Source organism: Alicyclobacillus vulcanalis, from assembly GCF_900156755.1.
Classification (GTDB): domain Bacteria; phylum Bacillota; class Bacilli; order Alicyclobacillales; family Alicyclobacillaceae; genus Alicyclobacillus; species Alicyclobacillus vulcanalis.
This window is the reverse complement of the sequence record NZ_FTOO01000004.1, coordinates 64805-88117: the sequence shown is the minus strand read 5'-3', so window position 1 is coordinate 88117 and position 23313 is coordinate 64805. Positions and strand designations below refer to the sequence as shown.

Sequence of the window (23313 nt, the reverse complement as noted above, 5' to 3'; positions counted from 1 at the left end):
CGGCCCATCCGGAGAAGAGGGACAGCTCGAACAAAGGAAAGTCACCTCCGACTGTGCGAAACGGCCGTGCTTCCTAGCCTATGTCGTGCCTCCGCAAGGGGTGAGATGTAGCGCGCAAGCCCAAGGCCTATCAGCCGGTGGCCGAGATCGTTCGGATGCACTGGCGCTTCGCCGCCCCTCAGGATGTCCTCCAGGCGTCCAGAGCGGTAGCCGGCGATGACGAGGGGCTCTCGCCCAGCGAACCAGGCGTCGACCGGGGCGACGGGGATGCCACGCGCCATGGCGCGCTGCACGATGACCTGATTGAGGCCCGACACGGCCGCCACCGCGATGGGTGAACGCGGAAACGGATTGTACAGGGTGCAGCACACGAGCGGGATGCCTTGCCGCTGGCACGCCCCAGCAATCCGGTCGAAGTTGCGCGCGTAGCGGGCATAGGCCTCCGCGAGCTGGCGGCGCAGGCGGCCTCCGTTCAGGGTGGCAAGGCCGGCTTGAATGAGGTCGTCGCCGCCGACGAACATGAGCGCGACGTCCGCGCCCGTGAAAGCCGCCGGGTCTGCACTCACGGCCTGGGCCAGGTTCCAACTCGTCCACCCAGGCTGCGCGATGACGCACGTGTCCACGGCCGTGTGGCGTTCGGCCGCGATCGCGCGGGCCGCGACGAGGGGGTACGCGCGCGAAGGTGCGGACGCGCACTCGCCGTACGCGATGGAGTCGCCCATATGAACCACCTTCACGGCCATCATCTCCTTTGACCGCCGCCCGCAAGCCACGCGGGGGCCGGCATACAATGAACCATCGCATCTTCATTGCATGCAAGGGGCACGCCAAACGAGTGGGTGGATGCCCGATTCTCGTCCGTGAGGAGAGGAGAACGTGACCGTACGGCCCGAACACGTGCTTTTATACGCCGCCACCCAGGGCGATCTCGTCAAGTGTTACGCCGCGGCCGACGTCGCCGGCATTCCCTACAGCCAGTGCACCGGCGACTTCCAAACGGCGTGGTCGAAGTGCGCGGATGCCTCGACGCTCGTCATCGCGGTCGGCGGCGCTGCGCTCTACGCGCTCTATTACAATCCCTGCGGCTGGTCCAATCCGGCGGCTACGCCGGCTGGACACACGCCGTTCACCGTCGAGCCGGCGGGCCAAGGCGTTCAGACCGCCCGGGCGAATACGTTCGTCAATGCGGCGGGTTACACCGCGCTCGACAGTCTCACCCTTGCGGTGATGCTGGCCTACTACGCGGTGCACGGCGCCTTCCCGCGCGGCTACGCGTCGCTGCCAGCCCAGGAGGTGCCCCAGCGCGTCTGCGTGACCGGAAGCTCGCCGCACGTGGTGGGCGTCTCCGTCTCGCAAGGAGTCGATCCGTCTCCCACCGTGTCCACGCCGTCCGTGGGCCTTTACGCCTCGTTTTCGACCGAACAGGAGGTCCTGCAGGCGTTCCAGCAGGGGTGGCCGGGTGTCGCCACCACCACGGCGCTTGGCATCGAGACGTCGCCCTACACGCAGGTGATCGCCAGCCAACCGGATCTTCACATTGCGCGCGCCTTCGCGGCTACAGGCCATTCGGCGTGGTGGCTTTCGTTTTGGACGGTCAGCTGGCCCGAGGCGGGTAAGGGCTTCTACGAGGCAGGGTACGCGGCTGGGGCGTACGCCGCTTCGCAAGTCGAGGCGTATCCGGGGACGCGCAAACCGGACTTTGTGATTTTGGATCCGGAGGGATACAATAATCCTGCGTCAACGGCTGCGGAGTTCCAGTCGTTCATCCAGGGATTTGTCGCTGGCGTGAAAAGCGTCTCGCAGCGGCTGCAGCCGGCCTTCTATGTCAATCAGTGGCAGTATGTGACTTACGACCTTCAGACGGTGGCGGAACCGTGTTTTCTCGCGATCGCGCCGATTGAGGGCAATCGCCCGATGGTGAGCGGGTCAAACATCCGCGGTTATATTGCGTATTACGCCGGCTGCCCGGCCACATCCTACGTGAATCAGGTGAAAACGTGGGGCGGCCTGTACAACACGGTTCAGTTTCGCGACAGCGGCGTCGACTGCCCGCCCGCCTGAAGGCGGGCACGGGGCTTTTCGGGCGGCGATTTTGAGGAGGATCAGTGTGGCGACATCTCGCGTGGACTCGGAGCGCGTGCGCGCATCTCGAGAAATGGACAAGCCGATGGACACGGCGCGAATTGAGCAAGCCATCCGCATGATCTTGGAGGCCATCGGCGAGGATCCGGACCGCGAGGGGCTGGTGGACACGCCTGCCCGCGTGGCGAGGATGTACGAGGAGATCTTTGCGGGGCTTCACAGAGATCCGCAGGAGGAGCTTTCTGCTCGGTTTCACGTCGAACACGGCGAAGTCGTGCTGGTGCGCGACATCCCGTTTTACTCGATGTGCGAGCATCATCTTCTCCCGTTCTTCGGAACGGCTCACGTGGCATATCTCCCCCACGGCAACGTGGTGACAGGGCTTTCCAAGCTCGCCCGGCTGGTGGACGTGGTGGCGAAAAAACCCCAGGTCCAGGAGCGAATGACCAATGAGATCGCGGACGCGCTCGCGGACGCCCTTGAGGCGGAGGGCGTTCTGGTCGTGGTGGATGCCGAACACCTGTGCATGAGCATGCGCGGCATCCGCAAACCGGGCAGCCGCACGACGACCATCGCCGCGCGCGGCAAATACGAGGACGCGCGCCTGCGCCAAGAAATTCTGCAGCTCATTCGCTTTGGCACCTGAGGCGCGCGCTCGCGCTCACGCGCTTAGCAGCAGTAGCGTCGCCTGCGGGATCGCGCTTGCCGTTCGTCGCGATCGGGGAAATCGTCCTCGTCGTCGGACGACGGGCCGACTGCGGCGCGCGCTTCCGGCGTGCCGATGTGAGCCGACTCGGCTCTTGACCCCGGAGATCCGGGCACGCGGCTCGAGTCCTCGAACGTGCCAAACACCACAGGCTTCCCATCCTTCACCATGAGCCTGCCCTTGGCATACACGCGCTCGATGCGAAACGCGTCGTCACAGACGACGATGTCCGCGTCGCATCCGGGCTTGAGGCGGCCTTTGTGCCGAAGCTTGAGCAGCCGCGCGACGTTCGACGTGGTAAAGGAAATCGCGAGCGGAATGGGAAGATGTTCTTCCCGAATGAGATCCACCGTTTCCTGCCACAGCGTCGCAATGCTTCCAATGCCCATGGCGACGAGCTTGCCCCGCTCGTCGAAGATGGGAGAGGATCCGTTCGAGTCGGAGCTCATGCTAATGACGTGCGGCTCGACACCCCCATCGAGCAGCTTCACAATGGCCTTGGACGGCTTGACAGAGACGTGATCGTGCTCATCGGGTCGAATCCCGCTCGTCACGTCGCACATGCCGTACCGCTTGCCCCACTCTATGCTCGCGTCCAACAGCCCCGGATTCCGATTCAGGTGCGTGGGCACAAACACGGAGCGCGGCAGACCGGTGCGCCGCGCCACGCGGATGAGGAGATCCAGGTGGTCGTCCTCGTCGCCCATGTGAAAGTGCACCACGCCCGCTTTGCCCGCCAACAGGCCTCCCACGTACGCTTCGGACACCAGTTCCGCAATTTCACGTTCGTCGGGATGGCTCGAGCGCGAATCGGCGATGGCGATCTCGCCGACGCCCACGACTTTGTCGACGAGGACGAGATCGGACCGCGGCATGCCCGTCAGCGTCCGCGTCGGCACCTGATACGCGCCGCTGTAGATGTACGTGGTGATGCCTTCAAAGTCGAGCGCAAACGCCTTCGCGAGAAGCTCGCGGGTGCTGCGCGTGACCCCGTCGGTGCCCAGCACGCCGACGGCCGTTGTGACGCCCGCCGCCGTCACGTGCGACAGCGAGATTTCAGGCGTGCGGTAGTGGAATCCGCCTTCGCCGCCTCCGCCCGCCATGTGAACGTGCTGGTCAATCAGCCCAGGCACGGTGGGACGCCCGTCCAAGTCGATCACGTCCATGGGCACGTTGCCGCCGAGCTCGAGGTGGCGGTCCATGGCGACGATCTGCCGGCCCGCCACGAGAAGGTCGAGTACGCCGAGATCGTCAGGTGCAAACACGTGCGCGTTTCGTAGCAGGGTGAGCGCTGGCATAGGTCCTCCTTGGTCGCATGCGTTTATATGGTAGACTAATCCAAACCAAGAGGCGCTATGCGCGAACGTCAAATGTTCCCGCGCGTTGCACCGCTTCGACGCATAAAAAAACCGCCCCGCGCGGGGCGGTTTGCGGAGGCGCGTCAGCCGTTCAGCGCAGCCTCGTAGTTCTTGTTGGCCTGATCCCAGTTCACGACGTTCCAGAAGGCCTTGATGTATTCCGGGCGGCGGTTCTGATACTTGAGGTAGTACGCGTGCTCCCAGACGTCCAGGCCGAGGATGGGCTTCTTGCCCTCCATGAGCGGGTTGTCTTGGTTGGCCGTGCTCATGAGCGCGAGCTTGCCGTTGTCGAGCACGAGCCAAGCCCAACCGCTGCCGAAGCGACCCGCCGCGACCTGCGAAAACTGCTCCTTGAAGGCGTCAAAGCTGCCAAACGTCTCGCGGATGGCTTCCGCCAGCTTGCCCGTCGGCTCGCCGCCGCCATTCGGCGACAGAAGGGGCCAGAACAGGCTGTGGTTCGCGTGGCCGCCGCCGTTGTTGCGAACCGCGGTGCGGATGTCCTCGGGCACGGCATCGAGGTTGCTGATCAGCTGTTCCACGGTCTTGGCCTCGAGATCAGCGTGGCCTTCCAGCGCTTTGTTCAAGTTGTTGACGTACGCGGCGTGGTGACCGTTGTAGTGGACATTCATGGTCGCCGCGTCGATGTGCGGCTCCAGCGCGTCATACGCGTACGGGAGCGGTGGGAGTTGATGTGGCATTCGCAGCTCAACCTCCTTACGAATTTTCATGATCCGTTCCCATTGTAGCGCATGTCTGTCCACAATTCCAGGTGAAGAGGAAATAAGAGGATACCATCCCGCCGTGCCGCGCGCCTGCCAGGAGTTCGGGGCCCCTTGCGCGCATTTGGTTTACGGGGCGCGCGCCGAGATGGTATACATGAGTGGAGAGGTTACGCTGGAAAGGGAGATGAGGTTGCACCTTTTAGAAGGCAAAACCATCGTCGTGATGGGCGTCGCCAATCGCCGTTCCATCGCCTGGGCAGTGGCGGAATCGATTCGGCGGTTGGGCGGAAAGCTCATCTTCACGTACCGGAGTGATCGCGCCGGGCGCGAGCTCGGGCGCCTCTGCGAAGAAGCGTTTCCCGCAGAGATGCCGCTCATCGTCCAGTGCGACGTCCAAGATGAGGCTTCGCTCGAGGCCGCGTTCGCCGAGATCGGCCGTGCCACAGATTCCATCGACGGAATCGTCCATTCCATCGCGCATGCGCGCGTCGAGGATCTGCAGGGTGAGTTTGTGAACACCCCGCGCGAGGGGTTCGATCTCGCCCTTGAGACGAGCGCCTACAGCCTCGTCGCCGTGTCTCGCGCCGCACGGGCCCTCATGAAGCGCGGCGGCAGCATCGTGACCATGAGCTACCTCGGCGCCGAGCGGGCTGTGCCCAACTACAACGTCATGGGCGTCGCCAAAGCCGCCCTCGAGGCGTCGGTTCGCTACCTCGCGCGCGATCTCGGCCCCGACGCCATCCGCGTCAACGCCGTCTCCGCGGGGCCCATCCGCACGCTGGCCGCGAAGGGCGTGCGCGGCTTCAACGAGGTCCTGCACGCGGTCGAGGAGCGCGCTCCCCTGAAGCGCAATATCACCGCCGAAGAGGTCGGCGACGTCACCGCCTTTCTCCTGAGCGATCTCGCCCGCGGCGTCACAGGGGAAGTCATCCATGTCGACGGCGGCTACCATATCATCGGCCTTTGACTTCACCGTGCGGGGGGACAAGCCTCCCGCACGCTCACCTGTTCAGGTCGGCCCCCACCGCTTCGGCGACGTTCGCAAACCCGTCTCGCGCGAGCAGCCCGTCAAGCCCCCGGACGATGTCGCCGACGACGGCCGGGCCCCGGTAGATGAGCGCCGTATAAATCTGAACGAGCGACGCACCACTCCGAATTTTCTCGTACGCATCTTCCGCGCTGAACACGCCGCCGGATCCCATGATAGGAAGCCGCCCCTGCGCAGCGCGGGCCGCAATCCGCACGACTTCGGTCGATCTCGCCCTCAGCGGCCGCCCGCTCAATCCTCCCGTTTCCGCCCTGTGTCGGCCCGCCAGAGGCGGCCGCGCCACCGTGGTATTGGCGCAGATCAGGCCCACGTGATCTCGATAGGTCGACGTCGCGAGCGCATCCGCGATCCGTTCGATCTCGCTGTTTCGCAAATCCGGCGCCAGTTTCACCCACACGGGCAGGCCGTACTGACTGCGCACAGGTTCGATGGCCGCGAGCAGATCCAGGATGAACGCCTCCGATTGAAGGTCACGCAACCCAGGCGTGTTCGGCGAGCTCACGTTGATGGTCACGTAATCGGCCACGGGCGCGAGTTCGACGAGCGCCAGCCGGTAATCGTCATGCGCCTGTTCGTTCGGCGTGTCCTTGTTCTTCCCGAGGTTGACGCCAAGCACGCCGTTCATCCCGGACGCACGCGCTCGCTCGAGCCGACGTGCCACGGCGGCCGCGCCATCGTTGTTGAACCCCATCCGGTTGATGAGCGCCTCGTCCTCCACCAGCCGAAACAGGCGCGGCTTGGGGTTGCCCGGCTGGGGTCTCGGCGTGACCGTCCCGACCTCCACGAAGGAGAGGCCCATCTGGTACCATGCCGGGATCGCGATGCCGTTTTTGTCCAGGCCGGCGGCGAGCCCTATCGGATGAGGGAAGCGCAGGCCAAACAGCGTCTGCGCCAGGCGATCCGACGGTTGGACGGCGCGCGCCATCCAGCCGGCAGCGGCAGGAAAACGGCGAAGTGCCGCGAGCGTCCACTCGTGAGCCCGCTCAGCGGACAGCCGGAACAACATCGATCGGACGGCAGAATACATACGCTCCCCCTCGCGATAGCGGACGTTTGTCGTTCGGAAGTGTACCATGAACCCGAGCACCCTGCACGCGGATCCGCGTTCTTGTCACACAGTCAGGACGTCGTTCGTCTACTCAGTGGACCCATGGCTGAAGGGGTAGGATGATGAGGCACGCGCGTCGCACCGACAGCCAACCGGGGGACGCGGCGCCGCTTGCCGAGTGGATGGAACTGTATGGCGGCGACGTGATCCGGCTGGCGTATTCGTATGTCCACAACTTTCACAAGGCCGAAGATATCGCGCAGGATGTGTTTTTGCGGGCTTGGCAGCACTACCATGAGTTCCAAGGCCATTCGTCCGTCAAGACGTGGCTTTTGTCCATCACGGCGAACCGCGCGCGCGATGTCCTGCGCTCGGGCGCGGAAAGGCGCGAACGGGCCGACGAGGGCGAGGCGTTCGCCCGAGAGGTCGAGCCGACCGATCCGGCGGACGTGGTCGCGGACAAACTCGCCCGCGACGCCATGTGGGCGGCCATCCGCTCGCTGCCCGAGACCTATCGCGAGGTGATGGAACTGTATTACGGAAACGATCTCACGACGCATGAAGTCGCGGAGGTCCTCGGGATTCGCGACGAGACCGTCAGGACTCGGCTGCATCGAGGCCGCCATCTGCTGGAGCGGGCGCTTGCCGAGCGGGGAGGGATGGGCGTTGACCATGCGCGAGGATGACGATCAAGACGTCAAACTGCGGGAATGGTATCGCAATCGTGAATCCGTTCCCTTTCGGAATGAGTTGAAAGAGCGCGTGCTTCGCCAGGCATCGGGCGTGCGGCCGGCACGGACAACCAGGCGGCGCCTCTTGTCGACGGCAGGCCTTTGGGCTGCCTCGGCCGCGGTCGCACTCCTTTGTCTCGTCGCAGGCTGGCCGAGACCGCCCATGGATACTGTGCAAAATGCGCACGTGACGTCCCGAGGCGTCAACCAGGGCCTCGTGCGCGAGGTGGTCCACGGCTTCGGTCTCGCCTATGCGCCGGTCGAGGTGACCCACGTCCACATCGGCACGCTGCCCGGCGAGCCCGAGAACTCGTGCGTCATCGCGACGCTGCGCAACACCTCGCAGCGGACGCTGTACGAGCCCGAGCTGATGGGCGTGCTTTGGTTCACGGAAGCAGGCGGTCGCGAGAACTGGCTCACGTTCGTGAACGCCCCTGCTCAGGGACTGAAGCCCGGCCAGACCGTCACCTGGGGATTTCACCCCTCCGGTCCTCATGCGGCCGGTTCGCAGGCGCTCATCGAGATCCCGCACGTGCGCTTTTTCTACAGCCGATCCGTCTCGCCCGAAGCCGCCAATCTCGTCTGGAAAGAGGCGCCCGTCGCGGTCGAAGACATTCAGGTGTTGCCTGCGCCAGGCGGGCAAGGGCCGAGCTGGCAGTCGGCGGACGTCTACGCGACGCTCGTCAATCAAGCGTCTTATCCCATTCATCTCGCCGACGAGCGCGCCGTCATTTGGTTTTCCGAGAGCGCGTCCGGCACCTTCTTTGATCCGACGTCGGTGCGCTTTCTCTTTCACGTGACCCCCGAGCTGCCGGGCGTGTCGTGGCCGACCGTCCTGCAGCCCAAAGAGCGGGTGCGCGTGGAATTTCGCGTGCTGTCGGAGAAGGGAACGGATTTCTTCAGCCGAACCTGTCACGTCACGCTGTTGGATGCGCCGCTCGTCCCCGAAGCGTAGCGCTGGGCCTGCCCCATTCGCCGTGTCTGCCATTGCGTTTCGTGGACGGGCTCAGTACACTGGATGCGGAATGAGGGCGAATGGCTCCAACGCACGCTGGGGGGATCAAAACGTGATTATCGGCGTACCAAAGGAAATCAAGGACAACGAGAACCGCGTCGCCATCACGCCGGCTCTGGCCCACGCGCTGGTCGACCAAGGGCACGAGGTTCGCATCGAGGCAGGTGCGGGAGACGGAAGTGGGTTCCGAGACGAAGACTACATCGCCGCAGGCGCGACCATCGTCCCGGACGCAGAAACGGTTTGGAAGACAGCCGAAATGGTCATGAAGGTCAAAGAGCCCCAACCGGTTGAATATTCTTACTTCCGGTCAGGGCTCATTTTATTTACGTATCTCCATCTCGCGCCCGAACCCGAGCTGACCAAGGCACTCGTGGAGTCGGGTGTGACGGCTGTCGCATACGAAACGGTGCAGCTCGAGGACCGGTCTCTTCCGCTCCTCACCCCGATGTCCGAGGTGGCGGGGCGGATGTCCATCCAAATTGGGGCACACTTCTTGGAGAAGGCGCACGGCGGGCGCGGTGTGCTGCTTGGCGGGGTTCCGGGCGTCTTGCCGGCGCGCGTGATCGTCGTGGGTGGCGGAATTGTCGGCACCAATGCGGCTCGCGTGGCCGCGGGCATGGGCGCCGACGTGACCATCTTGGATAACAACCCGCAGCGCCTCCGGGAGCTCGACGATTTGTTCCAGGGCCGCGTGCGGACCATGATGTCGAATCCCTATAACTTGCGCGAGCAGATTGAGGGCGCCGACCTGCTCATCGGGGCGGTGCTCATTCCCGGTGCCCGCGCGCCAAAGATTGTCACCGAAGAGATGGTGAAGGGCATGAACCGCGGCGCCGTCGTGGTGGACGTGGCCATCGATCAAGGTGGTTCCATCGAGACCATTGACCGCATCACGACGCACTCCAATCCTGTGTTTGAAAAGCACGGCGTTCTGCATTACGCTGTGGCCAACATTCCCGGAGCAGTTCCGCGCACGTCCACCCTGGCACTCACCAACGCCACCGCGCCGTACGCGCTGCGCTTGGCCCAGGGACGCGAGGATGCGCTCAGGCGCGATCCGGCCTTGGCCCGGGGCGTGAACGTGTACAAGGGCCACGTGACGTATCGGGCCGTCGCCGACGCGCTGGGCATGGCATATACGCCGATTGACAGTTTGCTGTAAAATGAATAGAGGGGGGATGCGCGTGGTCACCGAGGAACAGGTGCGCACGGTGCTGATGGACGTGCTCGACCCCGAAATCCAGATCGACATCGTCAACCTGGGGATGGTCTACGGCATTGACATCCAGGACGGCGGAAAGCGCATCAAGGTCACCGTCACTCTGACGACGATGGGCTGCCCGTTGTTTGACGACATCAAGGAGCAAATCATCGAGAAGTTGTCGGAACTGGAAGGGGTCGAACAGGTCGACGTGGAGTTGACGTTCGATCCGCCTTGGGACAAAGAGATGATGTCCGAAGAGGCCAAGCTGGTTTTCAAGTACTTGTTTTAAGCGAAGAATCGCGCAGGGCCCAGCAAGGGCCCTGCGCCAGCTTGCGTTTTGCCGTCAATGTGGTACCCTTGAAATCGAAACATGACTTGTGAAGTCAACATTACGTTGCCGAGATACAGGCGAAAAGAGAGAGGTCGGTCGCTGTGAGCAAACCAGATTTCGTGATTCGTGGCCTTCGCGTGCAGGTCGAGGGCAAGGAGATTCTGAAGGGCGTGGATCTGCACATCCAAGGGGGAGAAATCCACGCGATCATGGGTCCGAACGGGACGGGAAAGTCGACGTTGGCGTCCGCCATCATGGGGCATCCGCACTACGAGGTGACGGATGGGGAAATCCTGCTCGATGGCCAGAACGTGCTGGAGATGTCGGTGGATGAGCGGGCGCGGGCGGGCCTGTTTTTGGCGATGCAGTATCCCGCGGAGGTGCCTGGCGTCTCGAATGCGAACTTTATTCGCACGGCGTTGAACGCGCGCCGCGGCGAGGGCAACGAGATCCCCGTGCTGCAGTTTCATCGCCGGCTTGTGCAGAAGATGAAGGAATTGAGCATCGATCCGTCCTTCGCGGAACGCTATCTGAATGAGGGCTTCTCGGGCGGCGAGAAGAAGCGCAATGAAATCCTTCAGATGGCGATGCTGGAGCCGCGCATCGCAATTTTGGACGAGATCGACTCCGGCCTCGACATCGATGCCCTGAAGATCGTCGCGAACGGCGTGAACCAGCTGCGTTCCGACAACATCGGCTTCCTCATCATCACGCACTATCAGCGGCTCTTGAATTACATCGTGCCGGACGTGGTGCACGTGATGATGCAGGGGCGTATCGTCAAATCGGGCGACGCGAAACTCGCCGAGGAGCTCGAGGCCAAGGGCTACGATTGGCTGAAGCAGGAACTCGGGATCGAAGATGAGACCGTCGAAGTGGAAGCCTGAGGGGGTGACGCAGCCATGGGAGAAGTGACCGCTTTGAATCCAGTGCTGCGCGTCGCCCAGGCGCTGCAGGAATCCAAGGCCGTGACCGAAAAGCGGGATGCGGCGTGGAAGCTGTTTGAGTCCCTCGAAGTGCCTCGGCTTGAAAAGACAGATCTTCGCCGCGTGCGCTGGGACGTGGGCGAATTTGAGCCGTCCGAAACGCCGGTGCCGGAGGACGCTTTGGCGTATGTGCGCGCGCTCGATCATTCCTACGCCCTCGTGGTCGATGGGCGGGTTCGCGAAATTCGGCTGGCGGACGAGGCAAGAGAGAAGGGCGTGCAGCTCGTGCCCATCCACGAAGCGTGCGAGGCGCACGCGGATGCGTGGCAACGCCACTTCGGCGCCATTGTGCCGGCCGAGGAAGCGAAGTGGACCGCGCTGAACATGGCCCTGTTTTTGGGCGGGGTGTTTGTCCGCGTGCCGCGCGGCGCGGAGCTGGAGCAGCCGATTGAGATCGTCTACGTCTGGACGGGCGGTCCGTACAGCGCCTGCTCCCGCAGCCTGGTGGTCGCCGATGCGCTCGCGCGCGTCCGCTATGCCGAGACGACGTTTGCGGCGGGTGGCTCGCCGTTTGTGAGCAGTCACGTCCTCGAGGTGTACGCGTCGCAGGCGAGCCGTGTCGAGATCGCCACGGCCGACGAGTGGGTCCGAGGCGGCATGCACTTTGTGACGCGCCGGGCTCAGACGGAAAACGACGCGGAAGTCGACTGGGTGGTGGCAGACACGTCGGACGGCCAGGCGGTGGAGTGGATCGAGAGCGCGCTCGTGGGCCAAGGGAGCCGGAGCTTCGCGCGCGTGATGGGCGTGGGGCACGGCAGGGCGCACGTGGAGATCACGGCGAGCATGCGCCACGTGGGGCGGCACACGGAGAGCGAAATCGCGATGAGCGGCGCGTTGCGCGACCGGGCCAACGTCATTTTCCGCAGCCGCACGCAAATCGAAAAGGGCGCCGTGGGCGCGGGGAGTGAGCAGCACGACCGGATGATCATGGTCGACGGCACGGCTCGCGCGGACGCCATTCCGATGCTCTTGATCGACGAGAACGACGTGGAGCGCTGCGGACACGCGGCGAGCGTCGGCAAGATCGATCCGCTGCAGGTGTACTACCTGATGTCGCGCGGCATCCCCCAGTCGGTGGCCGTGCAGATGATCATCTGGGGCTACCTGCGCGACTCGGTCGAGGCGCTGCCTTCGGACGCCATGCGCGATCTCGTCGTGTCAAGGGTGGAAAGGGAGCTTGCGCGATGAACGCGGAAGAGCTTCGCAAGGATTTTCCGATCTTGTCCGAGCGAATCAACGGACATCGGCTCGTGTATCTGGACAACGCGGCGACGTCACAGAAGCCGCGCCAGGTGATTGAAGCCATCGTCCGCTACTACGAGCACGACAACTCGAACGTGCACCGCGGCGTGCACACGCTGGGTTCGCGCGCGACTGAAGCGTACGAGTCGGCGCGCGAACGGGTGGCGCGATTCATCCGGGCGAGATCGCCGCAGGAGGTCGTGTTCACGCGCGGGACGACCGAGTCGCTCAACATGATCGCGCACGGGTATGCGCGCGCCAAGCTGCGGGAGGGCGACGAAATCGTCCTGCCGCCGAGTGAGCACCACTCGAACCTCATCCCGTGGCAGCAGGCGGCGAGGGCGACGGGGGCGACGCTCCGCTACCTGCCGCTGCAGCCGGATGGGACCATCCGGCTGGAGGACGTCGAGGCGGCGGTGACGGATCGGACCAGGATTGTGGCCATCGCGCACGTGTCCAACGTGCTTGGCACGGTCAATCCCGTGCGAGAGATCGCTGAAATCGCGCATCGCCACGGGGCTATCGTGGTGGTCGACGGCGCCCAGAGCGTTCCGCACATGCCGACCGACGTCGTCGCGATGGACTGCGACTTTCTCGCCTTCTCGGGCCACAAGATGCTCGGGCCCACGGGCATTGGCGTGCTGTACGGCAAGGCGGAACGGCTGGCGGAGATGGAGCCGACCTACTTCGGCGGCGAGATGATCGACGTCGTCGACTTGTATGAGTCGACGTGGAAAGAGGCGCCGTGGAAGTTCGAGGGCGGCACACCGATCATCGCGGGCGCCATCGGGCTCGCTGCTGCGATGGACTACCTTGAACAGGTGGGGATGGAGCACATCGAGCGGCACGACGCGGCGCTTGCGGCGAAGGCCGTCGAGCGGCTCGCCGAGATCGACGGCGTCACCATCTTCGGACCGCCGCCGGGGCAGTCTCGCGCAGGGCTGGTGACGTTCAACTTGGGACGCGTCCATCCGCACGATCTCGCCACGGTCCTCGATTCGCGTGGCGTGGCCATTCGAGCAGGTCACCACTGCGCACAGCCGCTGATGCGCTTGTTCAACGTCCCGGCAACCGCGCGCGCGAGCTTTTACCTGTACAACACCGAGGAAGACGTCGATGCGCTCGTGGATGCCGTCCTCGAGGCAAAGGAGTTTTTTGGCCATGCAATTGGATGATCTGTATCGCCAGGTGATCATGGACCATTACCAGCATCCGCGCAACCGCGGTACGCTCGACGACGGGGCCATTTCGGTCGATCTGCGCAACCCGAGTTGCGGAGACGAGATCCACCTGCAGTTGCTCGTGAATGACGGCGTGGTCGAAGACGTGCGTTTCTTGGGCAGCGGATGTTCCATTTCCATGGCGTCGGCATCCATGATGACGGAAGCCATCAAAGGCAAGCCCGTGGAGGACGCCGTCCGCCTCGCGCACGAGTTTCGCGCCATGATGCGCGGCGAAGAGGTCGATCTCGACGAACTGGGGGAACTTGAGGCGCTGCAGGGCGTGCGAAAGTTTCCGGCCCGGATCAAGTGTGCGACGCTGGCGTGGCAGGCGCTCGAACGCGCCGCATCCGTCCCGCAGGGCGGTCGAGTCGAAGAAGAAACGTTGGGTGAGTGATCCGAGCAACAGGCGGTTTTGGCCGCCAGTCTGGGGGGATTGACATGGCGAAAGTGCTGCCGGAAATGGAAGAGTACCAGTACGGGTTTCACGATCCCGACATCGCCGTGGCGAAGCTCGACAAGGGGCTGTCGCGCAAGACGGTGGAGCAAATCTCCATGATGAAAAACGAGCCGGGGTGGATGACGGATTTCCGCCTGCGCGCGCTCGAGATTTTTGAACAGAAGCCGATGCCCACGTGGGGCGGTGACTTGAGCGAGCTCAACTTCGACGACATCACGTATTACGTGAAACCGACGGAGAAGAAGGGCCGCTCGTGGGACGAAGTGCCGGAGGAGATCAAGCGGACCTTCGACCGGCTAGGGATTCCCGAGGCTGAGCAGAAGTTCTTGGCCGGCGTGTCGGCGCAGTACGAGTCGGAAGTGGTGTATCACTCGATGCGCCAGGACCTCGAGAAGATGGGCGTCATCTTCATGGATACCGACAGCGCCCTGCGCGAGTATCCAGAGTTATTCAAGGAGTACTTTGGGACGGTCGTGCCGCCCGAAGACAACAAGTTTGCTGCGCTGAACAGCGCGGTGTGGAGCGGCGGCAGCTTCATCTATGTCCCCAAGGGCGTCCGCTGCGAAGTGCCTCTGCAGGCGTACTTCCGGATCAACTCGGAGAACATGGGCCAGTTCGAGCGCACGCTCATCATCTGCGACGAAGACAGCTTCGTGCACTACGTCGAGGGTTGCACGGCACCCATTTACAGCACGAATTCGTTGCACAGCGCCGTGGTCGAGATCATCGTGAAGAGCGGCGCGCGCTGCCGCTACACCACCATTCAGAACTGGGCGCCGAACATCTACAACCTGGTGACGAAGCGCGCCGTGGCGTATCGCAACGCCACCATGGAGTGGGTCGACGGCAACATCGGTTCCAAATTGACGATGAAGTATCCGTCCGTCTACATGAAGGAAGAGGGCGCGAAGGCGATGGTCCTGTCCATCGCGGTGGCCGGCCGCGGCCAGCACCAAGACGCGGGTGCGAAGGTCGTGCACTTGGCGCCGAACACCACCTCGACCATCGTGTCGAAGTCCATTAGCAAGCACGGGGGCAAGACGACGTATCGAGGGCTCGCGAGCTTCGGGCCCAACGCGAAGGGCGCGAAGGCCAACATCAAGTGCGACACGCTGATCCTCGACGACAACTCGACGTCGGATACCATCCCGTACAACGAGATCATGAATGACGACGTGACCCTGGAACACGAGGCTTCCGTGTCCAAGGTGAGCGAGGAGCAGTTGTTCTACCTGATGAGCCGCGGCATCCCGGAGGAAGAGGCAACCCGCATGATCGTCATGGGCTTCATCGAGCCCTTCACGCGCGAATTGCCCATGGAGTACGCGGTGGAGATGAACCGCCTGATCAAACTCGAAATGGAAGGTTCGATCGGCTGATGGCTTGGATCAAGGTGGCGGACGTGGCCGAGATCGGCGTGGGCGAGATGAAGCGCGTCGAGCTTCCCTACGACGATGTCGCCATCTACCACGCCGAGGATGGTTTTTACGCGACGTCGGACGTGTGCACGCACGCGGCCCAGTCGCTCACGGAGGGCCGCCTGGAAGGGCATATCGTGCACTGTCCGCGGCACGGGGGCAAGTTTGATATTCGCACGGGCGAGCCAAAGTCGCTCCCCTGCGTGATTCCGCTGCAGACGTATCCGGTGGAGGTGCGCGGCGGAGAAGTGTGGATCGACGACGAGGGCTGAACTCTTCGCCGATCCCGCCCTCCGCGCTCGGCGCGGAACGGAGGGATAACTTGAAGATTTCAAGCCGAACGGAGTACGGCCTGAGGGCCATGGTCGCGCTCGCGAGGATGGCGGGGCACGAGCGGCCCATCCCGCTTCGTGCCATCGCGGAAGCGGAGGCGATTCCCGAGCCGTTCCTGGACCAGATCATGGCGAAACTGCGCCGCGCGAATCTCGTGACGAGCGTGCGCGGTGTCAACGGCGGCTATCACCTCAGCCGTCCGGCGGAAGAGATCTCGGTCGGGGAATTGGTGCGGGTCTTGGAGGGATCGCTCGCGCCCATCGCGTGTGTGGACGACGCCGATCCCGACAGCGCTTCGTGCGATCTCTACGCGGGGTGTCACGCGCGAAGCGTCTGGGTGCGGGTGACCAAGGCCATCGCGCGAGCCCTCGATCAGCTTTCGCTCGCGGATGTCATGCACGACGACGTGCCGCTTCAAGTGTAGAAGCGGCACGTCGTCGTTTTGGCGTTCATGCGGTTTTTGGTTTAGTTGGTAAACCCGAGATCAAGCTTGGGCAACTGCTGGATTCGTTCGACGGCCTTGTCTCGCTCGTGGCACGCGTCCAGGTATTCAAGGTACACCTGTTTGATGGACGGGTGTTTGTGGAGGATGACAGGATCGACCAGCAAGTGGTGTTCGTCTGCGTCATACGAAATGTGGTGGCTCGGGTTATATCCGCAGTCCCGCATTTCGTTCAACAACGCCGCAAGCGTGTCTTTCACCCGAAAATGAGCGTTCGACCACGCGTCTGAGCGGTAGACCTCCATTTCCGCAGCCCCCCTTCATGCCGTCTTCCCGTGTAAAGGCCATCTTATCCCCAGTATACCGCGGGCAGCGGCGATTCGCCAGTTTTTCCATGCCGGCGGAGCGCGCATATGGCAGGGTGCTCTGGCTTTGGCCGGGAGGTGTCTCAGCGGGAGGTGTCTCAGCGGGAGGTGTCTCAGCGGGAGGTGTCTCAGCGGGAGGTGTCTCAGCGGGAGGTGTCTCAGCGGGAGGTGTCGTCAACGGAGGGACGCGGGAGAGGCGCCGCACGACGATAGGGCCCATCGCGCCGGCGCCTACATCGTGGCTCATACGCTCCGGGGGATGAAGGTCTCAATGCCGACGACCACGACGGCCACCCAGAATAGTACCCAGAAAAAAGTCCGCAATGGGAATGCGCCTCCTCTGCTTGTCATCGGACCAAACTACGGGTATTGTAGCAAATCGGATAGGTCAGTTCATCTCGCGCGGCTCGTTCGCGTTCGCGAAGATGCCAGGTGTGTCGTAGACCGCCAGGCCGAAGCTAGGGAATGGGGGCATGTGCGATGGCCAAACGGAAACCCTTGAAACAGCGGGACGAAGATGGGCTGGATAAGCCCGCCTATGCGCGCGGCGAAGAGCCGAAGCCCCAGGCAGAGGAACCCCCGTTGCCCAACCGGTCAACGGTCCAGCTCGAAGAGGCGCTGGACGGAGAGGTGGCACAAAAGCTGTTGGCGCTCCGGCAGGCCCTCGAACCGCAGGAACAGCCCGCCGCTCCCGCGCCGCAGCGCGCGCCGAAGAAGTCAGGCGTGGCCAGGGGCGCGAAGCGCGCCCCGTCGGAAGACGACGACGTGTCGTTTGAGGAACTTCTCAATCCCCGCGACGAAGAGGTGTCGTTTGAAGCGTTGCTCGAGCAGTCGAAGCTCGACTGGCATTTCTTTAAGGGCGACGACTGAGAAAGGAACGTGACACATGTTGGAGGCGTCTTACGTTTCGCTCGCCGCGGTCGGCTTTCGAGCCGCACGTGCGGCGGGCGATCACATCATCACGCGCTATCGAACGGAACTCGTGGTGGAGACCAAATCGTCTCTGGCGGACGTGGTGACGGACGTCGATCGCGCCTGCGAAGAGGCGATTCGCCGCACGCTCTCCGAGGCGTTTGACACGCACCGCATTCTCGGAGAAGAGGGTGTTCGCCCTGGCCGAGAGGCGGCCGTGGAGGCCCTGGAAGGGTGTGTCGACTGCGAGGACCTGTGGATTGTCGATCCGCTCGACGGCACGACCAACTTCGTCCACCAGCTGCCGCTCAGCGTCATCTCGATCGCCTACGCCCGCGCCGGCGAAGTGCGGTTTGGTGTGATTCTCGATCCCTACCGAGATGAGTGGTTTTACGCGTTGCGGGGCGAGGGGGCGTATGCGGCGGGAGGGGAGGATATCCGCGCGTGGCTCGAGTCGCCCTCGGCGCGCTGGCCAGGCAAACCCATCCGTGTGTCGGGCGTGCGCGAACTCCGGCGCGCGGTGATGGCGACGGGCCTGCCAGTTCGGCATCGCCACCGTCAGCAGGTCATGCACCGCGCGGCAGATGTGATTTCCGAGGTCAAGAGCCTGCGAACGCTCGGCGCCGCCGCACTGCATTTGGCGTACGTGGCGGCGGGCCGGATCGACGTGTTTTGGGAGTTCGATCTCAACGCATGGGATCTCGCGGCCGGCGCGCTCCTCGTCCAAGAGGCGGGCGGCGTGATCCAGTCGATGCGAGGCGAACCGTATGCGCTCGGCGTGCGCGACGTGTGCGCGGGATCCGACGGCGAGTTGCTCCGGACCCTCGGGGCGCGCCTGACAGCCGATTGACGCGAGGCCATGAGTCGAGCCAGGGGTGGGATGAGCCGATGGACACGAAGGAACGCGCGAGGGCGCGAGTTGAGGAGATAGGAGCGTTGCCGGTGTATCGGGATCGCCATCTGACGTTGCTCACGGACTTATATCAATTGACCATGATGTACGGCCACTTTCGGGCTGGACGCCACGAAAATCGCGTGGTGTTCGATCTGTTTTACCGCAGGAACCCGTGCGGCAACGGCTATGTCATCGCCGCCGGCCTGGAGCAGGTGGTGTGGTACATTCATCAGCTGTCATTTTCGGAGGACGATATCGCGTATCTTCGCTCGCTCCGGATGTTCTCCGACGATTTTCTCGATTATCTGCGGCATTTCCGATTTCGCGGCGACGTGTATGCGGTGCCTGAGGGCACCGTGGTGTTTCCAAACGAGCCCATTCTGCGCGTGGAGGGTCCCATCGCGGAGGTTCAGCTGATTGAGTCAGCGGTGTTGGCCTTCATCAATCATCAGAGCCTGATTGCCACCAAGGCGCGGCGGATCGTCGAGGCGGCCCGGACGAACGTGAAACATCCTGGCAGCACCGTCATCGAGATGGGGCTCAGGCGGTCTCAGAACGCCGACGCGGCCATTTTCGGCGCTCGCGCCGCGTTCATCGGCGGGTGTGTGGCGACGAGCAACGTTCTCGCCGCGCAGGCATACAACATCCCGGCTGCAGGGACACAGGCGCACAGCTGGATTCAGAGTTTCCCCAGCGAGTACGAGGCGTTTCAAGCGTATCGCGCCGCGTTTCCGGACAACACCGTGTTGCTGGTGGACACGTACGACGTGCTGCGAAGCGGTGTCCCCAATGCCATCCGCGTTGGGCTGGAGATGAAGGCCGCTGGCCAATCGCTCAAGGCCATCCGCATCGACAGCGGCGATCTCGCCTACCTCTCCAAGCGCGCCCGGCAGATGTTGAACGACGCAGGTCTCCCCGACGTTCAAATCATCGCGTCGAGCGATCTCGACGAATACACGATCCGCGACCTTCTGACGCAGGGTGCCGAGATCGACGCGTGGGGCGTCGGCACTCGCCTCATCACGAGCGAGGACTGCCCGTCGCTCGGTTGCGTGTACAAGCTCGTCGCCCAGCAGTTTGGGGATCGGATGGAGCCGCGAATTAAAATCTCCGAGAACCCGAACAAGATCACGAATCCCGGCAAGAAAAAGGTCCTGCGCCTGTACGTGAACGGATCGGCGACGGCCGACCTCATCGCACTCGACGATGAGGTGTACGATCCGTCCGAGCCGTTGGAACTGTTCCACCCGATTCACACGTATAAGCGAAAAGTGGTGCAGAACTACGAGATCGAGGAACTGCTTCGTCCCGTCTTTGTGTCGGGCGAGCTGGTCTACGAGCTGCCGACCGTGCAGGAGATCCAGGCCCGGGTTGAAACGCAAATTTCCGCGTTCTCGTCCGAGGTGAGGCGACACCTGAATCCGCACGAGTACCACGTCGACTTGTCCAAGCCGCTCTGGGACCTGAAGCAGCGCCTGTTGCACGAGTGGAGGCGGTAAGCTCGGCGTGCCCGTGAACGTCGTTTGGGGTATGATGGAGACGAGGGGGCATGGCTGATGGAGGTCGTCAAAATTACGCCTCGCGGTTACTGCTATGGAGTGGTGGACGCGATGGTGATCGCCAAACGGGCGGCTGAAGATAAGCGGCTGCCGCGGCCCATTTACATCCTGGGCATGATTGTGCACAACCAGCATGTGGTGGATGCGTTTGCGCGCGAGGGCGTGATCACGCTCGACGGCGCGGATCGCCTCTCCTTACTGGAGAAAATTGACCGTGGGACCGTCATCTTCACAGCTCACGGCGTGTCGCCCGAAGTGAAGCGCCGGGCGCGCGAGAAGGGCCTGACGGTGCTCGACGCCACGTGCCCGGACGTGAACCGGACGCATGAGCTCATTCGCGAAAAGGTCGCGCAGGGATACGAGATTGTGTACATCGGGCGGCGGGGCCATCCCGAGCCGGAGGGCGCAATGGGTGTGGCGCCCGAACATGTGCACCTCGTCGAAAACAAGGAAGATATTGAAGCGCTCGCGCTTGACACGGATAAAATTGTCGTGACCAATCAGACCACGATGAGTCAGTGGGATACCCGCGAACTCACGGAGCTCGTGTGCCGCAAATACCCCACCGCCGAGGTGCACAACGAAATCTGCCTGGCTACCCAGCTTCGCCAGCAAGCGGTGGCCGAGCAGGCCGGTCAGGCGGACGTGTGCATCGTGGTCGGGGATCCGCGCAGCAACAACTCGAATCGCTTGGCGCAGGTGGCCGAGGAGATCGCCGGGGTCAAGGCGTACCGTGTTGCCGACGTGAGCGAGATTCGACCGGAGTGGCTGATGACAGCCAAGCGCGTGGCGGTCACGTCCGGCGCGAGCACGCCGACCGCGGTCACCAAGGAAGTGCTGGAATACCTGGAGCAGTTCAATCCGGACGATCCGTCTACGCATACCCCAAAGCGCACGTTGGATCCCCAACGCATCCTGCCCGTCCTGCGAAATGAGCGTGTGCGTCAGGGATTGGAGCGGGAAGCGACATGAGCCGCGAGCTTTGGTTCATCGCCGGGGCAAGCTTTGTGTTGTCGGTTGGGTTGTGGGCCTGGCGGCTGCGCGTGCCGAAAGGGACGCGCGGCCGGGGGTTCCTGACCTTTTTTGCGTGGGTAGGGTGGTTATGCTTCTTGTCGCTGGCCGGGTACGGCACGGGAATGACGGCTTCAGAGCGCGGCGTGAATCTGCTCCACATCCTGCACATTGGGCACTAGCGGCCGCCGCGTCGGGAAATGTGCCATGCGATGTAGCTTTTTTTCGCCAGTCGAGGGCGCTGGCAAAAGCTTCGCTGTGCGGAAGTTCAGTATAACGCTTTCATTTCGACAAAAATCGAAAAAATTTTTGCGTGAAGCCATCCCTGAGGTTCGACAAATGAACGTTGGATGATATAATAGCTCCGAGGCGGCGCAGAATTGAAAGAAAACTTTACATATTTAAAATGGGAGGTGAATTGGGAGAGATTCGCAGACCGTCAAACAGCGCATGGGGATGGCGTTCCCGCGGTTGAAGGCTTGGATCGGACTTTTGCATTGAATTTTCGCATTTGAGACACAACGGGAGTCCTCCCTGGCGCAAGTTGAGTGCGAGCAGAGGAGCGCCGCAGAGAGTTCGCGTGTACGATGACATCACGTTAGGGGGATGTTCGTTGCAGCAAGGTAAACTTCGAAAACAGCTTTCACTGATGGATCTCACGTTTGTGGGGTTGGGATCCATTATCGGTTCGGGGTGGCTCTTCGCATCGGCGAGGGTCGCTTCCACCGCGGGCCCTGGCGGCACGCTGAGCTGGCTCATCGGAGCGGTGGCCGTCATTCTCTTGGGACTCGTGTATGCGGAGCTTGGCGGTTCCATCCCGCGTGCAGGTGGTTCGGTGCGGTATCCGCTGTATTCACACGGTCCGCTCATCGGGTATCTCCTCGGTTTTGCCTCGCTCGTGGCGTTTTCGAGCGTGGCAGGGATTGAGGTCGAGGCGGCGCGCCAATACGCGACGGCGTGGTGGCCGCAGCTGACGCAACCGCAGAGCAGCAATCCGACCGTCCTCGGTTGGTTTGTTCAGCTGGCTTTGCTCGCCATCTTCTTTCTCATCAACTATTTCGGCGTCAAGCTGTTTGGCAAGACCAACACCATCATCACGGCATTTAAGTTCATCGTGCCCGTCATTACGGTCATCACGTTGCTCACGCAGTTCAAAGGCGTAAATTTCCATTCGCACGGTTTTGCGCCGTTTGGCTTCTCTGGCATTGAGGCGGCGGTATCGACGTCCGGCATCATCTTTGCGTACCTAGGGTTCCAGCAGTCCGTCGGCTTTGCGTCGGAAGCGCGGCGCCCTCAGCGCGACGTGCCCATGGCCATCATTCTCGCGGTGATTTTGTCGGCAGCCCTCTATGAGCTCTTGCAAATTGCGTTCCTCGGTGCCATTCCGTCCGACAAAATCGGTCAGGGGTGGGCCAATGTCGACAACGTCTTTAAGCTGCCCTTCCATGACATCGCGGTCGTGTTGGGCTTCACGTGGCTCGCATGGTTGATCCTGTTTGATGCCTTCATTTCGCCTTCTGGCACGGCGAACATCTATCTGTCGGCCACGACCCGGGTTATCTTTGGTTGGGCCAGAAACCGCACGTTCTTCCGCGTGTTTGGCAGCGTCGACGAGAAGACGGGCGTTCCGCACGCGGCGCTCTGGCTCGCGTTTGCGATGGCCATCTTCTGGACCCTGCCCTTCCCGTCCTGGGGCGCCATGGTCAACGTCGTTTCTGCGGCGACGGTCGTGACCTACGTCGTAGGTCCCGTCTCGGCACACGCGTTCCGCAGGACTGCACCCGATTTGGACCGTCCGTTCAAGCTGAAGGGCATGGCTGTCATCGGGCCGCTCTCGTTCATCATCGCGTCCCTCATCGTCTATTGGACCGGCTGGAGCACGGACTCGTGGTTGCTCGGTTCGATGTTGGTCATGTTTGTCCTGTATATTGTTTTCCAAAAATTCGTCCCGAAGGACGTCGTGAGCTTTGGCGATCAGCTCCGGTCGAGCTGGTGGCTCGCGGTCTACTTCGCCGTGATGATCATCCTGTCGTACCTCGGTACGTTCGGGGGCATCAAGGCCATCCCGGCTCCGTGGGATCAAATCGTCGTCGTCGTGGTGTCGCTTGCGCTCTACTACTGGGGCGTGAATTCGGCGCTGCCGAAGGCCGTGTTTGACGACGATCAGGTGGTTGACGAGGAGATCAACGCTGCAGTGCTCTGAGCCTTCGATGACGTTTTCG

At 62.8% G+C, this 23313-nt stretch carries 25 protein-coding genes; 20 read left to right on the top strand and 5 right to left on the bottom strand.

The window, feature by feature from the left end:
• Positions 1-41: 41 nt before the first annotated feature.
• Entirely contained in the window at positions 42-743 is a 702-nt protein-coding gene (locus tag BW934_RS06135; RefSeq protein WP_234969632.1) for an SGNH/GDSL hydrolase family protein, read from the bottom strand.
• A gap of 133 nt (positions 744-876) precedes the next feature.
• On the opposite strand from BW934_RS06135, the gene BW934_RS06130 reads away from it, so the two are divergent.
• Complete coding sequence (locus BW934_RS06130) at positions 877-2061, top strand: hypothetical protein (RefSeq protein WP_076346185.1); 1185 nt, start codon at positions 877-879, stop codon at positions 2059-2061.
• Positions 2062-2167: 106 nt separating this feature from the next.
• A complete protein-coding gene (gene folE / locus BW934_RS06125) occupies positions 2168-2728 on the top strand; it encodes a GTP cyclohydrolase I FolE (RefSeq protein ID WP_327077690.1) in 561 nt (186 codons plus the stop codon).
• A 23-nt stretch (positions 2729-2751) separates the two neighbouring features.
• On the opposite strand, the gene iadA is transcribed toward folE, so the two are convergent.
• On the bottom strand, positions 2752-4086 hold the full coding sequence (gene iadA / locus BW934_RS06120) for a beta-aspartyl-peptidase (RefSeq protein ID WP_076346181.1): 1335 nt from the start codon (positions 4084-4086) through the stop codon (positions 2752-2754).
• Positions 4087-4229: 143 nt separating this feature from the next.
• Positions 4230-4844 (bottom strand): superoxide dismutase, encoded by a 615-nt coding sequence (locus BW934_RS06115; protein ID WP_076346179.1) that lies wholly within the window; start codon positions 4842-4844, stop codon positions 4230-4232.
• A 208-nt stretch (positions 4845-5052) separates the two neighbouring features.
• Between BW934_RS06115 and fabI the strand changes: the two genes are divergently transcribed.
• Positions 5053-5835 carry an enoyl-ACP reductase FabI gene (gene fabI, locus BW934_RS06110; RefSeq protein WP_327077689.1) on the top strand — a complete coding sequence of 261 codons (783 nt, stop codon included), beginning with the start codon at positions 5053-5055 and terminating at the stop codon, positions 5833-5835.
• Between the two features lie 34 nt (positions 5836-5869).
• Here fabI and BW934_RS06105 read toward each other — a convergent pair whose 3' ends face one another.
• The gene (locus BW934_RS06105) at positions 5870-6943 is read right to left on the bottom strand and encodes a quinone-dependent dihydroorotate dehydrogenase (protein ID WP_076346177.1); all 1074 of its coding nucleotides are present in this window, start codon (positions 6941-6943) and stop codon (positions 5870-5872) included.
• A 143-nt stretch (positions 6944-7086) separates the two neighbouring features.
• Here BW934_RS06105 and BW934_RS06100 point away from each other — a divergent pair, with 143 nt between their 5' ends.
• The 11 genes from BW934_RS06100 (at position 7087) to BW934_RS06050 (ending at position 16331) form a co-directional block, all read left to right on the top strand.
• A complete protein-coding gene (locus BW934_RS06100; RefSeq protein WP_076346175.1) occupies positions 7087-7650 on the top strand; it encodes a sigma-70 family RNA polymerase sigma factor in 564 nt (187 codons plus the stop codon).
• Positions 7637-8650: a hypothetical protein gene (locus BW934_RS06095; protein WP_234969651.1), complete on the top strand. Its 1014-nt coding sequence runs from the start codon at positions 7637-7639 to the stop codon at positions 8648-8650. The genes BW934_RS06100 and BW934_RS06095 overlap by 14 nt, the downstream gene beginning before the upstream one ends.
• 112 nt (positions 8651-8762) lie before the next feature.
• The gene (gene ald, locus BW934_RS06090; protein WP_076346171.1) at positions 8763-9875 is read left to right on the top strand and encodes an alanine dehydrogenase; all 1113 of its coding nucleotides are present in this window, start codon (positions 8763-8765) and stop codon (positions 9873-9875) included.
• Between the two features lie 16 nt (positions 9876-9891).
• Positions 9892-10206, top strand: a complete 315-nt coding sequence (locus tag BW934_RS06085) for a metal-sulfur cluster assembly factor (protein WP_076346169.1) — start codon at positions 9892-9894, stop codon at positions 10204-10206.
• Between the two features lie 143 nt (positions 10207-10349).
• Entirely contained in the window at positions 10350-11135 is a 786-nt protein-coding gene (gene sufC / locus BW934_RS06080; protein ID WP_076346167.1) for a Fe-S cluster assembly ATPase SufC, read from the top strand.
• Between the two features lie 15 nt (positions 11136-11150).
• Entirely contained in the window at positions 11151-12422 is a 1272-nt protein-coding gene (locus BW934_RS06075; protein ID WP_076346165.1) for a SufB/SufD family protein, read from the top strand.
• Positions 12419-13651, top strand: a complete 1233-nt coding sequence (locus tag BW934_RS06070; protein WP_076346163.1) for a cysteine desulfurase — start codon at positions 12419-12421, stop codon at positions 13649-13651. The genes BW934_RS06075 and BW934_RS06070 overlap by 4 nt, the downstream gene beginning before the upstream one ends.
• Positions 13638-14093, top strand: a complete 456-nt coding sequence (sufU, locus tag BW934_RS06065; RefSeq protein ID WP_076346161.1) for a Fe-S cluster assembly sulfur transfer protein SufU — start codon at positions 13638-13640, stop codon at positions 14091-14093. The genes BW934_RS06070 and sufU overlap by 14 nt, the downstream gene beginning before the upstream one ends.
• 44 nt (positions 14094-14137) lie before the next feature.
• Positions 14138-15535, top strand: coding sequence for a Fe-S cluster assembly protein SufB (gene sufB / locus BW934_RS06060; protein ID WP_076346159.1), 1398 nt, complete (start codon positions 14138-14140; stop codon positions 15533-15535).
• Positions 15535-15846 carry a non-heme iron oxygenase ferredoxin subunit gene (locus BW934_RS06055; RefSeq protein WP_076346157.1) on the top strand — a complete coding sequence of 104 codons (312 nt, stop codon included), beginning with the start codon at positions 15535-15537 and terminating at the stop codon, positions 15844-15846. The genes sufB and BW934_RS06055 overlap by 1 nt, the downstream gene beginning before the upstream one ends.
• 50 nt (positions 15847-15896) lie before the next feature.
• Positions 15897-16331 (top strand): RrF2 family transcriptional regulator, encoded by a 435-nt coding sequence (locus BW934_RS06050; RefSeq protein ID WP_076346155.1) that lies wholly within the window; start codon positions 15897-15899, stop codon positions 16329-16331.
• Between the two features lie 41 nt (positions 16332-16372).
• Here the strand turns inward: BW934_RS06050 and BW934_RS06045 are convergent, their stop codons facing one another.
• Positions 16373-16654 carry a hypothetical protein gene (locus tag BW934_RS06045; RefSeq protein ID WP_076346153.1) on the bottom strand — a complete coding sequence of 94 codons (282 nt, stop codon included), beginning with the start codon at positions 16652-16654 and terminating at the stop codon, positions 16373-16375.
• A gap of 540 nt (positions 16655-17194) precedes the next feature.
• Here BW934_RS06045 and BW934_RS06035 point away from each other — a divergent pair.
• The 6 genes from BW934_RS06035 to BW934_RS06010 all read left to right on the top strand — a co-directional run bounded on the left by BW934_RS06035 (position 17195) and on the right by BW934_RS06010 (position 23294).
• On the top strand, positions 17195-17584 hold the full coding sequence (locus BW934_RS06035) for a DUF3886 domain-containing protein (RefSeq protein WP_076346149.1): 390 nt from the start codon (positions 17195-17197) through the stop codon (positions 17582-17584).
• 16 nt (positions 17585-17600) lie between these two features.
• Positions 17601-18476, top strand: a complete 876-nt coding sequence (locus tag BW934_RS06030; RefSeq protein ID WP_076346147.1) for an inositol monophosphatase family protein — start codon at positions 17601-17603, stop codon at positions 18474-18476.
• Positions 18477-18514: 38 nt separating this feature from the next.
• Complete coding sequence (locus tag BW934_RS06025; protein WP_076346145.1) at positions 18515-20020, top strand: nicotinate phosphoribosyltransferase; 1506 nt, start codon at positions 18515-18517, stop codon at positions 20018-20020.
• A gap of 57 nt (positions 20021-20077) precedes the next feature.
• Positions 20078-21052: a 4-hydroxy-3-methylbut-2-enyl diphosphate reductase gene (locus tag BW934_RS06020; protein WP_076346143.1), complete on the top strand. Its 975-nt coding sequence runs from the start codon at positions 20078-20080 to the stop codon at positions 21050-21052.
• Positions 21049-21273: a hypothetical protein gene (locus tag BW934_RS06015; protein ID WP_076346141.1), complete on the top strand. Its 225-nt coding sequence runs from the start codon at positions 21049-21051 to the stop codon at positions 21271-21273. Before BW934_RS06020 ends, BW934_RS06015 begins: the two co-directional genes overlap by 4 nt.
• A gap of 467 nt (positions 21274-21740) precedes the next feature.
• The gene (locus BW934_RS06010; protein ID WP_234969649.1) at positions 21741-23294 is read left to right on the top strand and encodes an APC family permease; all 1554 of its coding nucleotides are present in this window, start codon (positions 21741-21743) and stop codon (positions 23292-23294) included.
• Positions 23295-23313 lie beyond the last annotated feature (19 nt).

Excerpts from the sequence above, each read along its gene's own strand:
- BW934_RS06135 (WP_234969632.1), bottom strand. The coding sequence starts at position 743 with ATGGCCGTGAAGGTGGTTCATATGGGCGACTCCATCGCGTACGGCGAG.
- folE (WP_327077690.1), top strand. The coding sequence starts at position 2,168 with ATGGACACGGCGCGAATTGAGCAAGCCATCCGCATGATCTTGGAGGCC.
- iadA (WP_076346181.1), bottom strand. The coding sequence starts at position 4,086 with ATGCCAGCGCTCACCCTGCTACGAAACGCGCACGTGTTTGCACCTGAC.
- BW934_RS06115 (WP_076346179.1), bottom strand. The coding sequence starts at position 4,844 with ATGCCACATCAACTCCCACCGCTCCCGTACGCGTATGACGCGCTGGAG.
- fabI (WP_327077689.1), top strand. The coding sequence starts at position 5,053 with ATGAGGTTGCACCTTTTAGAAGGCAAAACCATCGTCGTGATGGGCGTC.
- BW934_RS06105 (WP_076346177.1), bottom strand. The coding sequence starts at position 6,943 with ATGTATTCTGCCGTCCGATCGATGTTGTTCCGGCTGTCCGCTGAGCGG.
- BW934_RS06100 (WP_076346175.1), top strand. The coding sequence starts at position 7,087 with ATGAGGCACGCGCGTCGCACCGACAGCCAACCGGGGGACGCGGCGCCG.
- BW934_RS06095 (WP_234969651.1), top strand. The coding sequence starts at position 7,637 with ATGCGCGAGGATGACGATCAAGACGTCAAACTGCGGGAATGGTATCGC.
- BW934_RS06085 (WP_076346169.1), top strand. The coding sequence starts at position 9,892 with ATGCGCGTGGTCACCGAGGAACAGGTGCGCACGGTGCTGATGGACGTG.
- BW934_RS06075 (WP_076346165.1), top strand. The coding sequence starts at position 11,151 with ATGGGAGAAGTGACCGCTTTGAATCCAGTGCTGCGCGTCGCCCAGGCG.
- BW934_RS06070 (WP_076346163.1), top strand. The coding sequence starts at position 12,419 with ATGAACGCGGAAGAGCTTCGCAAGGATTTTCCGATCTTGTCCGAGCGA.
- sufU (WP_076346161.1), top strand. The coding sequence starts at position 13,638 with ATGCAATTGGATGATCTGTATCGCCAGGTGATCATGGACCATTACCAG.
- sufB (WP_076346159.1), top strand. The coding sequence starts at position 14,138 with ATGGCGAAAGTGCTGCCGGAAATGGAAGAGTACCAGTACGGGTTTCAC.
- BW934_RS06055 (WP_076346157.1), top strand. The coding sequence starts at position 15,535 with ATGGCTTGGATCAAGGTGGCGGACGTGGCCGAGATCGGCGTGGGCGAG.
- BW934_RS06045 (WP_076346153.1), bottom strand. The coding sequence starts at position 16,654 with ATGGAGGTCTACCGCTCAGACGCGTGGTCGAACGCTCATTTTCGGGTG.
- BW934_RS06035 (WP_076346149.1), top strand. The coding sequence starts at position 17,195 with ATGGCCAAACGGAAACCCTTGAAACAGCGGGACGAAGATGGGCTGGAT.
- BW934_RS06030 (WP_076346147.1), top strand. The coding sequence starts at position 17,601 with ATGTTGGAGGCGTCTTACGTTTCGCTCGCCGCGGTCGGCTTTCGAGCC.
- BW934_RS06025 (WP_076346145.1), top strand. The coding sequence starts at position 18,515 with ATGGACACGAAGGAACGCGCGAGGGCGCGAGTTGAGGAGATAGGAGCG.
- BW934_RS06020 (WP_076346143.1), top strand. The coding sequence starts at position 20,078 with ATGGAGGTCGTCAAAATTACGCCTCGCGGTTACTGCTATGGAGTGGTG.
- BW934_RS06015 (WP_076346141.1), top strand. The coding sequence starts at position 21,049 with ATGAGCCGCGAGCTTTGGTTCATCGCCGGGGCAAGCTTTGTGTTGTCG.
- BW934_RS06010 (WP_234969649.1), top strand. The coding sequence starts at position 21,741 with ATGGATCTCACGTTTGTGGGGTTGGGATCCATTATCGGTTCGGGGTGG.